Origin of the sequence: Actinomadura sp. 7K507, assembly GCF_004348425.1 — a bacterium.
Lineage (GTDB): Bacteria > Actinomycetota > Actinomycetes > Streptosporangiales > Streptosporangiaceae > Spirillospora.
Window position 1 is genome coordinate 37861 of sequence record NZ_SMKK01000031.1, and the last position, 11356, is coordinate 49216.

The following is an 11356-nucleotide window of genomic DNA, read 5'->3' on the forward strand; positions in this document are numbered from 1 at the left end:
GCCGCCCGGTCCCCGCCTGCTCACCGGCCGAACAGCCGGGAACCGAATCCCTTGGGCCTCATGACGTCGAGCAGCACCATGAAGTCGATGACGAACCGGGTGATCCCGCCGTCGGCGTCGCGTCCGATGAACGTCGGGTAGGAGCCGTCGCCCCAGCCGGAGCCGACCACCGAGAGGTTGGCTCCGGTCGCGGGGTCGACGACGGCCGTCACATACCCGGGGACGGGCTTCCGGGGCAGTGGCCTGGGGATGTAGACCGACTCCCACCGGTCGAAGTCCCATCGCCGGAGGGCTTCGCACGTGTCGGCGTCCGCGATGGTCGCGCAGCCGGAGTCGACTGAGAAGCCGATGTAGTCGTCGCCTTCGAGGCGGTCGATCGACTCGTCCTCGGTCAAGGCCATCTCCCAGGACACGGTCGGGACGTCACTGACCCGCAACTCGAGTGCGGCATTACGGCGATCGAACTCTTTGCCGCGTTTGCGGATGACCGTGACCCAGGCGTGCATCGGATAAGTACCCGGCGGAATCGTCGCCGCGAAAGGGGCGTCCTCGGCGGAGGGGAGGCCCTCGCTGGCGACGATGCGTCCGGTCGGCAGTACGGCGGGGGCCAGCGGTCTGGACTCGACGATGAACTCGGTCCACATCCGGGTCTGGCGGAGTCCGTCGACCAGGAGCGAGTTCAGATCGGGCGCGTAGACCATCGCCAGATATTAGCGTCGAGCGCCTTTATTCTTGCCATTTCGCGCCATCGGTGTCCCGCTGAGCGGGAGCCGGGGCGGCACGCCGGACCCTCGGGGGGAGCATCGTCCTACCCGGAGCGGCCTTTAGGGGGACGGTATGGGCATGGAAGACGTCCGCCACCACATGCTGGACGTGGACGGCGTCACTCTCCACGTGGCCGAGCAGGGCAGCGGCGTCCCGGTGGTGCTCTGCCATGGTTTCCCTGGGCTCTGGTACAGCTGGCGCCACCAGCTCCCCGCCCTGGCGGCGGCGGGCTACCGCGTGATCGCGCCCGACATGCGCGGGTACGGGCGCAGCGACCGGCCTCCCTCGCCACGGGACTACGCCCGCCGGCAGACCGCAGCGGACATGGTCGGGATCCTGGACGCGCTGGAAATCGACGAGGCGGTGTTCGCCGGGCACGACTTCGGGGCCGCCCTCGTCTGGGACCTGCCGCAGTGGGCTCCAGGACGCGTCAAGGCGCTGATGCAGCTCAGCGTCCCGCGCATGCCCGTCTCGAAGCTCCCGCCGACCGAGGTGTACGCGCGGATGGCCGAGCAGCACTTCGTCCACGTCCACTACTTCCAGGAAGAAGGACCGGCCGACGAGGAGCTCGGCGGGGAGCCGGAACGCTTCTTGGCGAACGTGTTCTGGGCGCTCAGCGGCGGATACCGGTATCTCGACATCTGGCGCCACCCCAGCGCCGGCAACGGCTACCTGGACGTGCTGCCGGAGGCGCCGCCCCTGCCCTGGTCGTGGCTGTCGGTGGACGAGTTCGCCCGCTATGTGGACGAGTTCCGCCGGACGGGCTTCAGCGGCGGCCTCAACTGGTACCGGGCCTACGACCACGTCTGGAAAGAGAAGCAGTCCCGCCCGGACGAACCCGTGACCGTCCCGACGATGTTCCTGGTGGGCGACCGCGACCCCGTCCGCGAGATGATGGGGGCCGACGCGCTGGCGCGCATGGCCGACCTCGTTCCGGGGCTCAGGGACGTCCACATCATCGAGGGTGCCGGGCACTTCGTGCAGATGGAGGCACCCGCCGAGGTCAACGCGGCCATGCTCGCCTTCCTCGACGGCATCACCTGATCCGGGGCCACCGCCCGCGGGTGACGTGCGGGAGACCCTCACGCCGACCGCGGGCAGCGGCCGCGACCTCCTTACCGCTTGACCCCGCTGCCCGGGGTGGCGTCCGCGCTCCGCGCGGGGCATTCACCACGCCAGGTGGCGGACTTGATCACGACCCCGTCCACGAAGTCGATCTTGTACTCCCCGGGATCGGGCTGGCCGGGATACGGGTTGTAGTGCAGGCACCTGGACCAGGTTCGGCCGTTGTATGTCCAGGTGAGCTGGATGTGGTCGGCCCCCGGATGGCGCTTGCCGTTGTTGAACACCGACCGCGCGGCGGCCGACCCCCGCCAGTCGCCGACGGACTTGAACACCAGCGACCCGCTCTGGCCGTTGCCGGAGTAGGCGCACACGTGGCCCCGGGGGCAGCCGGGCGGGTTGGGCTCCGCCGCGGCGGGCACCGCCGCCACGCCCACGGTCGCGGCGGTGGTGGCCAGGGTGATCAGCGCCGCCGTGCCGGCGCGCGGAAGAACACGGATTCGTGTCGGCATGTTTCCTCTCATGCACTCTCGAGTGAATGGCATGCGGGGTTGCCAACAGTGAACACATGATTGCGGAGAGTCGTCACTCTCCAAGACTGCTGCCTTCACTCTCTGTAGCGAAAGCACGACCTGACCTCCGCGAGACCACCCGTCGTCCGAGCGAGGGCCGTGGTGGCGTTGCTCGGCGCGCATCCTGGTTTGTCGGTGGCGGGCGGCAGGCTCGGAATCGGCTTGGCGGAGGGTTGGGAGTCGATCGTGCGGGTGTTGTTCAGCGGTGAGGTTCACGTCCACTACGGCCAGTTGTACGTCACCAGTTCGCCGGAGCTGATTTCTGACCTGCAAGCCGCCGGTGACGCCGAGGCCAGGCTTGGGGACGAGCCGCCTTCGGTGCCGATCACCGCGCCTTCCTTCGGGAGCTTCGGAGTGCGTTCGGACTCTGAGCGGACGGACGCCCGGACGGCGAACCAATCGTTGGCAGTACCAATGATTGTGTTATGTTGGTGCCGCCAACGTTGGGTAGGCCAACATTTGGGCGGTTCCCTGGAGTTGAGAGCATGATCAAGCCATTCCGTATCGACGTCCCTCAGGCCGACCTCGACGACCTGAACGACCGGCTCTCCCGCACCCGCTGGCCCAACGAGGTCGCCGACGCCGGATGGGACTACGGCTTCCCGCTGGCGCGGCTCCAGGAGCTGGCCGAGTACTGGCGCACCGGCTACAGCTGGCGCGACCACGAGGCAGAGCTCAACGAGCTTCCGCACTTCACCACCGAGATCGACGGCCAGAACATCCACTTCGTCCACGTCCGGTCATCGAAGCCGGACGCGCTCGCGCTGATCCTCACCCACGGCTGGCCCGGTTCGTTCCTGGAGTTCCTCGACGTTGTCGAGCCGCTGTCCCGCGACTTCCACCTGGTGATCCCGTCCATCCCGGGCTACGGCTTCTCCGGGCCGACCCACGAGCGCGGCTGGGACATCGTCCGGGTCGCGCGGGCCTGGGCCGAGCTGATGCGCCGTCTCGGGTACGAGCGCTACGGCGCGCAGGGGGGCGACTTCGGCTCGGGCATCTCGACGGCGCTCGGCGCCGTGGCGCCCGAGCAGGTCGTCGGCGTGCACGTCAACTACCTGCCGACCAGGCCGGTCCCGGACGCCGGCATCCGCCTTTCCGAGACCGATGAAGCCCGGCTGGACAAGGTCAGGCAGCTGATGGCGAACCGTCCGCCGTACCAGGCTCTGCAGGCCACCACCCCGCAGACCGTCGGGTACGCGCTCACCGACTCGCCGGTCGGCCAGCTGGCCTGGATCGCCGAGCGCTTCGCCCAGTGGACGGACCCCCGCTCGCAGATCAGTGACGACCGGATGCTCACCGACATCTCGCTGTACTGGCTGACCGCCACCGCGGCTTCCTCGGCGCGGCTGCACCGCGAGGCTCCGCGGCGGCTCGAACCGTGCCCGGTGCCGGTCGGCGTGGCGGTGTTCGCGCACGACATCACGCAGTCGGTGCGGCCGCTGGCCGAGCGGCTGTACGAAATCAGGCACTGGTCGGAGTTCGACCGCGGCGGCCACTTCGCCGCGATGGAGGTGCCGGAACTGCTCGCCGAGGACGTCCGGGACTTCTTCCTCACGCAGGTCGAGCACGACTAGTTACAGGACGCCGCGAGTCAGGTGCCTCGCGTTCGACGTCGAGGGCGGGGAGCCGCACCTCCGGCTGGCTCGTCACGACGGCGAACGCGGGCTCGCCGAATCCGGCGCCCGAACTCATCGCTCATCCGGTGGTGTGCCTCGGCCGCGTATGAGGGGCAGGTAAACCTCGTCGACCATCTCGGTGAGGACGTGGTCGGGGACGGTGGGGACGCCCCGGGTGACGTACTCGTTGCGCAGCAGCACGACGGCGGAGGTGGCCACCCGGGGATGCAGGGCCTCGGGCGCTGCCTCGCCGCGCGCCACGGCTCGTCCGAGGACCGTCAGCCACATGCCGCTGCCGCCGTCACCGGCCTGCTGTTGCAGCCGGTCCAGGAGGTCGGGGTCGTCCCGGGCGCCGGCCAGGAGGCCGCGGAGGATGTCTCCGGAGGGGGACGACCAGGTCCGGTTGGCGCGGCGCAGCAGTTCCAGCACGTCCCCGCGGAGTTCGCCGGTGTCGGGCAGGTCCGCGGCGGCGGCCGGCCGGCGGTAGGCGGCGATGCCGAGTGCGGCGCGGTTGGGCCAGCGGCGGTAGATGGCGTTCTTGTTGGTGCCCGCGCGGCGGGCCACGGCGTCCATGGTCATCGCGGCGTAGCCGGCCTCGGCGAGGAGCGCCGCGGCGGCGTCCAGGATCGCCTGCTCCAGGGCGGCGCCCCGCCGTCGCGGACGGGGCCCGGCCGGCGGGTCGGTGGTCATGCGTCCTCCGTTACGGTACGAACCGTACCGCACTGCCTCGGCGGGCCGGGACCGCCGGCGTTCATCCGCGATCCGTGCCGTCCGATGTCGCTCCGGCGTCCATGTGGAGGACCTCGCGGGCCTGCTCGGCGGCGCGGAGGGTGCTCTCGCTGACGAAGTCGAGGAAGCGGGCGATGTTCTCCAGGCGGGCGGCGGCCGGGGTGCCGCGGCCGAGGATGTCGATGCCCTGCCGTGCGGTCTCGACGATCTGGTCGAGGGACCGGACACTGGACATCATCGACTGGTACCAGATGTCGTCGTCGACGACGTAGCGCTCGCGGCGGCTTTCGTCGCGTTCCCGGCGGACGAGGCTCTGGGCCTCCAGGAACGTGATCGCTTTGGAGATGGACGCCGGGCTGACCTGGAGGCGCTGGACGAGTTCGGACGCGGTGAGGCTGCCGGAGTCGGTGATGGAGAGGCAGGCCATCACGCCGGCCATCATCTTGGGCACGCCCGAGGTCATGTAGACGGTGGTGAGCGTCTCCCCGTACTCGCGCACGGCCTCGGGGTCGCGCCCGTAGGCCTGCGGGGGCGCCTCCGGCCCCCTGGGCGCGTTCTGCCTGCGCCGGTGGGCGCGGCGCTCGGTGGCGCGGTGGGCCAGGTCGGCGCGGTAGGCGGTGGGGCCGCCGTTGCGCATCACCTCGCGCGTGATCGTCGACGTCGGACGGTCGATGCGTCTGGCGATCTCCGCGTAGGCGAGGCCGTCGGCCAGGCCCAGCGCGATCTGCTGGCGGTCCTGCTGGGTGAGCCTGCCTCCCGGCATCGCGTCCTCCCCGGTGCTCCGTCGATGCCCGCAGCATAGCGTTAACTCGCAGTCCATTGCAACGAAGCGGCAGGATTCGTTGCGTTAAATCTGAATCCATTGCAACGATTCAGTGGCTATGACCTGCAGTGATGCTCTCTATTCCCAACGAGTATGTTGCGTGAACTTGAAAGGCAACGTAGCTTTTCCATTGTCCGAAACAGCGTGAACGCAAGGAGAGCACGATGCAGGAGTTCGACACCCCCGCCCCGATCACCGCCGTCCTCGACATCCCCGCGGGGCGCGTCCAGTTCATCGCCGCCGACCGGGCCGACACCGCGGTCGAGGTCCGGCCCGCGGACGCCGCGAAGGGACGCGACGTGAAGGCGGCGGAGCAGACCGAGGTCGCCTACGCCGACGGCGTCCTGCGGATCGAGTCCTCGGCGAAGAACCAGATCCTCGGCGCCCCCGGATCCGTCGAGGTCACGGTCAAGCTGCCCGCCGGTTCCCGGATCGAGGCGAAGGCGGCCAGCGCCGAATTCCGGGCCGTCGGACGGTTCGGCGACGTCGCCTTCGAGGGCTCGCACGGCCCGGTCAAGCTCGACGAGGCCGAGAGCGTCCACCTCACCACCGCCGCCGGCGACGTCTCGGTCGGCCGCCTCAACGGGCCCGCCGAGATCAGCACCAGGAAGGGCGACATCCGCATCGCCGAGGCCGTGCGCGGCACGGTCGTGCTGCGCACCGAGGACGGCGAGGTGGCGGTCGGCGCCGCCGCCGGAGTCTCCGCGTCCCTGGACGCCGGCACCACCCTCGGCCGGATCCGCAACGCGCTCAAGAACACCGAGGGCGCAGCCGCCGACCTGACCATCCACGCGACCACCGCCCGCGGCGACATCGTCGCCCGCAGCCTCTGAGGAGAACCACCATGACCGACCTGGCCATCGCGGCGAGCGGGCTGCGCAAGTCCTACGGCGACAACGTCGTGCTCGACGGCGTCGACCTGGCCGTCCCCGAAGGGACGATCTTCTCCCTGCTCGGCCCGAACGGCGCCGGCAAGACGACGGCCGTCCAGATCCTGTCCACCCTGACCCCGGCCGACGGCGGCGCCGTCCAGGTCGCCGGCCATGACCTGGCCCGCAGTCCGGACGACGTGCGCGGCGCGATCGGCGTCACCGGGCAGTACTCGGCCGTCGACAAGCTGCTCACCGGCGAGGAGAACCTGCTCCTCATGGCCGACCTGTGGCACCTGTCCCGCCGGGACGGCAAGCGCAAGGCCGCCGAACTGCTCGACCGCTTCGACCTGGTCGACGCGGCGGGCAAGCCGGCCGGGACCTACTCCGGCGGCATGCAACGCCGGCTCGACCTGGCGATGACCCTCGTCGGCGACCCCCGCCTGATCTTCCTGGACGAGCCCACCACCGGCCTCGACCCGCGCAGCCGCCGCTCCATGTGGCAGATCGTCCGGGAACTCGTCGCGAACGGCGTCACCATCTTCCTCACCACCCAGTACCTGGAGGAAGCCGACGAACTGGCCGACCGCATCGCCCTCCTCGACCACGGACGGCTGATCGCCGAAGGCACCGCCGAAGAGCTCAAGCGGCTCATCCCCGGCGGCCACATCGAACTCACCTTCGCCGGCGCGCACCTGCTCGACGCCGCACGCGACCTCGTCGGCGCGGGGATCGCCGACCCCGGCGCACTCACCTTGCGGGTGCCGAGCGACGGCAGCGTCCGCGCGATCCGCGAACTGCTCGTCCGCCTGGACGAACGCTCGATCGACATCGCCGAACTGAGCGTCCACACCCCCGACCTCGACGACGTCTTCCTCACCCTCACAGGCCAGCACAAGGAGGCCGACCGATGAGCACCGTCACCCTCGCCATGCGCGACTCGTCCACCATGGTCCGGCGCCAGCTCAAGCGCCTGCTCCGCTACCCGGCCATGACCGTGCAGCTGGTCGTGACGCCCGTCATCCTCCTGCTCGTGTTCGTCTACGTCTTCGGCGGCACCCTCGGTGACGGCCTCGGCGGCGGTGGCCGCGACGCCTACGTCGACTATGTCGTCCCCGGCATCCTGCTCATGGCGGCGGCCACGGCCGCGACCGGAACCGCCGTCATGGTCGCGACCGACATGACCGAGGGCATCGTCGCCCGCTTCCGCACCATGCGGATCTCCCGGGCGTCGATCTTCACCGGCCACGTCGTCGGCAGCGTGATCCAGCAGTTCCTCGGCATGGCCGTCCTCATCGGCATAGCGCTCGCGATCGGTTTCCGTCCCAACGCCACCGCCGTCGAATGGCTGGCCGCCGCCGGCCTGCTCACCCTGTTCGTGGTGGCCATCACCTGGCTCGCCGTCGCCCTCGGCCTGAAGGCCCCGACCCCCGAGTCCGCGAGCAACGCACCGATGCCCCTGATCCTGCTGCCCTTCCTCGGCAGCGGCTTCGTCCCCACCGACTCGATGCCCACCGTCCTGCGCTGGTTCGCCGAGTACCAGCCCTTCACCCCGATCATGGAGACCGTCCGCGGCCTCCTCCTCGGTACCCCCATCGGCAACAGCGCCGCCGTCGCCACCGCCTGGTGCACCGGCATCGCCGTCCTGTCCTACCTCTGGGCCAAGCGCACCTTCAACCAGAAATAGAGTACGGTCCGTACCTTAAGAATCCTTCGACGCAGGGACGGGCGCGAGATGCGAGCTTTCGGCATTACCTACGACACCGGGTTCGTCAACGGTGGCCACACCACCCGCGAGCACTTCGCCCCCGAACTGGTGCGACGGGAGATGCGGGTCATCCGCGACGAGTTGCACTGCACGGCGGTCCGGGTCACCGGCGGCGACCCGGACCGGCTGGAACTCGCCGCCCGGTCGGCCTGGGACGCCGGGTTGCGGCCCTGGATCTCTCCCTTCACCTGCGGCCTCTCCCGGGAGGAACTGCTCCGCCTGCTGATCGACTGCGCCGAGCGCGCCGAGCGGCTGCGGCGTCGAGGGGCCGAGGTGGTGTTCCTCACCGGATCCGAGGTGAGCTTGTTCAACCCGGGCTTCCTGCCGGGCGACACCTTGGACGAGCGCCTCGCCCTGCTGGCCGACCCTGGACGGCTGCGCCAGGAGCTGCCGCGCCTGCCCGATCGCGTCAACGCGTTCCTCGGCGAGGCCGTCGCCGAAGTCCGCGAACGGTTCCACGGGACGATCGGCTACGCGTCCCTGCCGTTCGAGGGCGTCGACTGGGCGCCGTTCGACGTCGTCGCCACCGACGGCGGCTACCGTTCGGCCGAGGTCGCCGACCGTTTCCGGGACGGAATCCGCGCACTGGTCGCGCAAGGGCGCGCCCTGGGCAAGCCGGTCGCCGTCACCGAGTTCGGCTGCACCACCCACCGGGGCGCGGCCGATCTGGGCGCCCGCGGCGAGTCCATCGTCGAATGGGAGCGGACGGGCCTGCCCGCCCGGTTGACCGGTGAATACGTCCGCGACGAGCAGGAACAGGCCGCCTACCTGCTCGAACTGATGGACCTGTTCACCGCCGAGGGCGTCGACTGCGTGTTCGCCAACACCTTCGCACGCTACGACCTGCCGCACCGCAGCAGCCCGGACGAGGACTTCGACATGGCCAGCTTCGGCATAGTCAAGGTCCTCGAAGGCGACACCGACAGCACCATGCCCTGGGAACCCAAGGCCGCCTTCACCGCACTCGCCACCGCCTACCGCGACCGCCCCGCGTAGAACCGGGCGTACCGGCTGGAGTCATTCGCCCGCTTCGTGAAGACGGATCGGGCGGGCGGGCAATAACGGGCATCAGGGAAGCGATATGGAAGGTGCCGATGCATGACCGCCATCCCCTCGTCCGCGGCACCGCCCGCGGTGCCCGTGGAAGACAGTGACGCCGCGGTGATCGTGGCGTCCCGCGACGATCCTGAACGCTTCTCGGAGATATTCGACCGGTACTTCGCGGAGATCCACCGCTACGTCGCGTCCCGCCTCGGGGGAACTCCGGCCGATGACGTGGCCGCCGAGACGTTCCTGACCGCCTTCACGCTGCGGCACAAGTACGACGCCGGACGGCCGCACGCCCGCGCGTGGCTGTACGGCATCGCCACCAACCTCGTCCGGCGGCACCGACGCTCCGAGACGCGCGCCTACCGAGCGGTCGGACGCGCGAGCGCCGAGATCGACCACGCCGACCGGGTGGCGGAGATGGTCAGCGCGCAGCGGATGCAACCCCGGCTGGCGGCCGTGCTGGCGGGCTTAGGTGCGGGAGACCGCGATGTCCTGCTGCTCGTGGCGTACGCCGACCTGAGCTACGAGGAGGTCGCGCAGGCCCTCGGCATCCGCGCGGGGACGGTCGGTTCCCGGCTCAACCGGGCGCGGCGGAAGCTGCGCCAGGCACTCGAAGGAGACGTGGAGTCATGAACGAGATGCAGACGCTGCGGGAGTACCACGACGCCCGTCCCGGCCCGTCGCCCGAGGTGGTGGCCGAGGCCCGCGCCCGGCTGAACGAGAACACCCGGACGCGGGACCGCCACTTCAGGACATGGCGGCGCAGGTACGTGCTGGGCGCGGCGACGGTCGGCGCCGCAGCGGTCGTGACGGTGCCGCTGAGCACGCTCGGCGGCGGCGAACCGGGCGGCGACCAGGCATTCGCGGCCGAGCGCCTCGCGGACGGCCGGATCAGGGTGACGATGCACGAACTCACCGGCCCGCCCGAGATCACCGAGCGCCGGCTGGAGGCGGTCGAACGCGAACTCGCCGCGCTGGGAGTAAAGGCGGAAATCGACCTCATCCCATTCGGCGCGCGATGCTCCGTCCTCCCCCGCGGCGATCTCGACCATAAAGCGAACAGCAGCGCGAACGTACCCGTCCACATCGGGTCGAAAGACCCTGAGGAGAACAAGCGCGCGGTCTTCTTTGTGTACCCCGACCACGTCAAGCAGGGGAACACGCTGGTGTGGATGGTCTCCGTGCAGGTGCGACGCGGCACCAAGGCGACGGCAATAGCAACATCCTTCTACCAGGTGCGCGGCCCGGTAGAACCCTGCAACCCCGTCCCCCTCGGCGACCAAAGCCGCCAGCCCAGCTGAGGCAACCAGGCGGCCCGGCATGAGGGCGGCGCAGTCGCGAGCGGGCGGCGTGCCGCCCTCAGCCGCGCCGAGAGCGGTGGACGTGATGACGCGGCCGCTCGGACCTCAATACGATCTTCGACCGCATCGCTGCCAACCCGCGCCCTTGAGAGTCGCCCGTCCGCGGGGAGTGCTGTGCTGGATCGAGACCGGCGGGAACCGGTCTTTGTAGGCTGCGGTGTGGTGTGAGAGCGGGGAGTCGGATGGGTGGCAAGGGACAGCGGGGCGGCGCGGCGCCGGAGCGGGTGCTCGCAGCGGCCCTGGACCTGTTCTCCCGGCATGGGGTGAGCGGGACGTCCCTGCAGATGATCGCGGACGAGCTGGGCGTGACCAAGGCCGCCGTCTACCACCGGTTCCGCAGCAAGGAGGAGATCGTCTGGGCGGTGGTCGCCCCGGCGCTGGGGCGGCTCGCGGAGGTGGCGCAGGACGCCGAGGCGCAGACCCGGCGTTCCCGGCAGGTCGGGATCGCCCTCGCGGGCGTGGTGGACCTGGTCGTGCGGAACCGCCGCGTCGCCGCCATCATCCTGACCGATCCCGCCGTAAGCAGCCTCGTCCGCGGTGACCCCGTGCTGTATGCGCTGGAGGACCGCATCAACCGTGTCCTCGCCGGTCCCGATCCCGACGCCGAGACGCTCGTCGCCGCCGCGATGCTGAGCGGAGGGCTGATGGCGGCCGGTCTGGATCCGCGGCTGGAGGACCTGGACGACGGGGAGCTGCACCGCCACCTGCTGGACACCGCGCGCCGGCTGATGCGCCTCCGCC

The 11356-nt window shown here is 70.3% G+C and carries 13 protein-coding genes; 9 read left to right on the plus strand and 4 right to left on the minus strand.

Annotation, left to right across the window (positions count from 1 at the left end; all coding sequences use genetic code 11):
- Positions 1-20 precede the first annotated feature (20 nt).
- Positions 21-701 (minus strand): DUF4241 domain-containing protein, encoded by a 681-nt coding sequence (locus E1285_RS09995; protein ID WP_132150400.1) that lies wholly within the window; start codon positions 699-701, stop codon positions 21-23.
- Positions 702-837: 136 nt separating this feature from the next.
- Here E1285_RS09995 and E1285_RS10000 point away from each other — a divergent pair, with 136 nt between their 5' ends.
- Positions 838-1809 carry an alpha/beta hydrolase gene (locus tag E1285_RS10000; protein WP_207946511.1) on the plus strand — a complete coding sequence of 324 codons (972 nt, stop codon included), beginning with the start codon at positions 838-840 and terminating at the stop codon, positions 1807-1809.
- A gap of 71 nt (positions 1810-1880) precedes the next feature.
- Here E1285_RS10000 and E1285_RS10005 read toward each other — a convergent pair whose 3' ends face one another.
- Positions 1881-2339 (minus strand): peptidase inhibitor family I36 protein, encoded by a 459-nt coding sequence (locus E1285_RS10005; protein ID WP_132150402.1) that lies wholly within the window; start codon positions 2337-2339, stop codon positions 1881-1883.
- Positions 2340-2884: 545 nt separating this feature from the next.
- Between E1285_RS10005 and E1285_RS10010 the strand changes: the two genes are divergently transcribed.
- On the plus strand, positions 2885-3973 hold the full coding sequence (locus tag E1285_RS10010; protein ID WP_132150404.1) for an epoxide hydrolase family protein: 1089 nt from the start codon (positions 2885-2887) through the stop codon (positions 3971-3973).
- Between the two features lie 114 nt (positions 3974-4087).
- Here the strand turns inward: E1285_RS10010 and E1285_RS10015 are convergent, their stop codons facing one another.
- Together E1285_RS10015 and E1285_RS10020 are read right to left on the minus strand one after the other, a co-directional pair.
- Positions 4088-4705, minus strand: coding sequence for a TetR-like C-terminal domain-containing protein (locus tag E1285_RS10015; RefSeq protein WP_132150406.1), 618 nt, complete (start codon positions 4703-4705; stop codon positions 4088-4090).
- 61 nt (positions 4706-4766) lie between these two features.
- Positions 4767-5507, minus strand: coding sequence for a helix-turn-helix domain-containing protein (locus E1285_RS10020; RefSeq protein WP_132150408.1), 741 nt, complete (start codon positions 5505-5507; stop codon positions 4767-4769).
- 224 nt (positions 5508-5731) lie between these two features.
- Between E1285_RS10020 and E1285_RS10025 the strand changes: the two genes are divergently transcribed.
- From E1285_RS10025 to E1285_RS10055, 7 genes are all read left to right on the plus strand, one after another.
- Entirely contained in the window at positions 5732-6400 is a 669-nt protein-coding gene (locus E1285_RS10025; protein WP_132150410.1) for a DUF4097 family beta strand repeat-containing protein, read from the plus strand.
- 11 nt (positions 6401-6411) lie between these two features.
- Positions 6412-7350, plus strand: a complete 939-nt coding sequence (locus E1285_RS10030; protein WP_132150412.1) for an ATP-binding cassette domain-containing protein — start codon at positions 6412-6414, stop codon at positions 7348-7350.
- Positions 7347-8123, plus strand: a complete 777-nt coding sequence (locus E1285_RS10035) for an ABC transporter permease (RefSeq protein ID WP_132150414.1) — start codon at positions 7347-7349, stop codon at positions 8121-8123. Before E1285_RS10030 ends, E1285_RS10035 begins: the two co-directional genes overlap by 4 nt.
- Positions 8124-8171: 48 nt before the next feature.
- Positions 8172-9200: a hypothetical protein gene (locus tag E1285_RS10040; RefSeq protein WP_132150416.1), complete on the plus strand. Its 1029-nt coding sequence runs from the start codon at positions 8172-8174 to the stop codon at positions 9198-9200.
- A 102-nt stretch (positions 9201-9302) separates the two neighbouring features.
- Entirely contained in the window at positions 9303-9887 is a 585-nt protein-coding gene (locus E1285_RS10045) for an RNA polymerase sigma factor (RefSeq protein ID WP_132150418.1), read from the plus strand.
- A complete protein-coding gene (locus E1285_RS10050) occupies positions 9884-10555 on the plus strand; it encodes a hypothetical protein (RefSeq protein WP_132150420.1) in 672 nt (223 codons plus the stop codon). The genes E1285_RS10045 and E1285_RS10050 overlap by 4 nt, the downstream gene beginning before the upstream one ends.
- Positions 10556-10797: 242 nt before the next feature.
- Positions 10798-11356, plus strand: a 559-nt coding sequence (locus E1285_RS10055; protein WP_132150422.1) for a TetR/AcrR family transcriptional regulator, incomplete at its 3' end; no start/stop codon positions are given.

Excerpts from the sequence above, each read along its gene's own strand:
- E1285_RS10020 (WP_132150408.1), bottom strand. The coding sequence starts at position 5,507 with ATGCCGGGAGGCAGGCTCACCCAGCAGGACCGCCAGCAGATCGCGCTG.
- E1285_RS10035 (WP_132150414.1), top strand. The coding sequence starts at position 7,347 with ATGAGCACCGTCACCCTCGCCATGCGCGACTCGTCCACCATGGTCCGG.
- E1285_RS10010 (WP_132150404.1), top strand. The coding sequence starts at position 2,885 with ATGATCAAGCCATTCCGTATCGACGTCCCTCAGGCCGACCTCGACGAC.
- E1285_RS10005 (WP_132150402.1), bottom strand. The coding sequence starts at position 2,339 with ATGCCGACACGAATCCGTGTTCTTCCGCGCGCCGGCACGGCGGCGCTG.
- E1285_RS10050 (WP_132150420.1), top strand. The coding sequence starts at position 9,884 with ATGAACGAGATGCAGACGCTGCGGGAGTACCACGACGCCCGTCCCGGC.
- E1285_RS10025 (WP_132150410.1), top strand. The coding sequence starts at position 5,732 with ATGCAGGAGTTCGACACCCCCGCCCCGATCACCGCCGTCCTCGACATC.
- E1285_RS10040 (WP_132150416.1), top strand. The coding sequence starts at position 8,172 with ATGCGAGCTTTCGGCATTACCTACGACACCGGGTTCGTCAACGGTGGC.
- E1285_RS10015 (WP_132150406.1), bottom strand. The coding sequence starts at position 4,705 with ATGACCACCGACCCGCCGGCCGGGCCCCGTCCGCGACGGCGGGGCGCC.
- E1285_RS10030 (WP_132150412.1), top strand. The coding sequence starts at position 6,412 with ATGACCGACCTGGCCATCGCGGCGAGCGGGCTGCGCAAGTCCTACGGC.
- E1285_RS10000 (WP_207946511.1), top strand. The coding sequence starts at position 838 with ATGGGCATGGAAGACGTCCGCCACCACATGCTGGACGTGGACGGCGTC.
- E1285_RS09995 (WP_132150400.1), bottom strand. The coding sequence starts at position 701 with ATGGTCTACGCGCCCGATCTGAACTCGCTCCTGGTCGACGGACTCCGC.
- E1285_RS10045 (WP_132150418.1), top strand. The coding sequence starts at position 9,303 with ATGACCGCCATCCCCTCGTCCGCGGCACCGCCCGCGGTGCCCGTGGAA.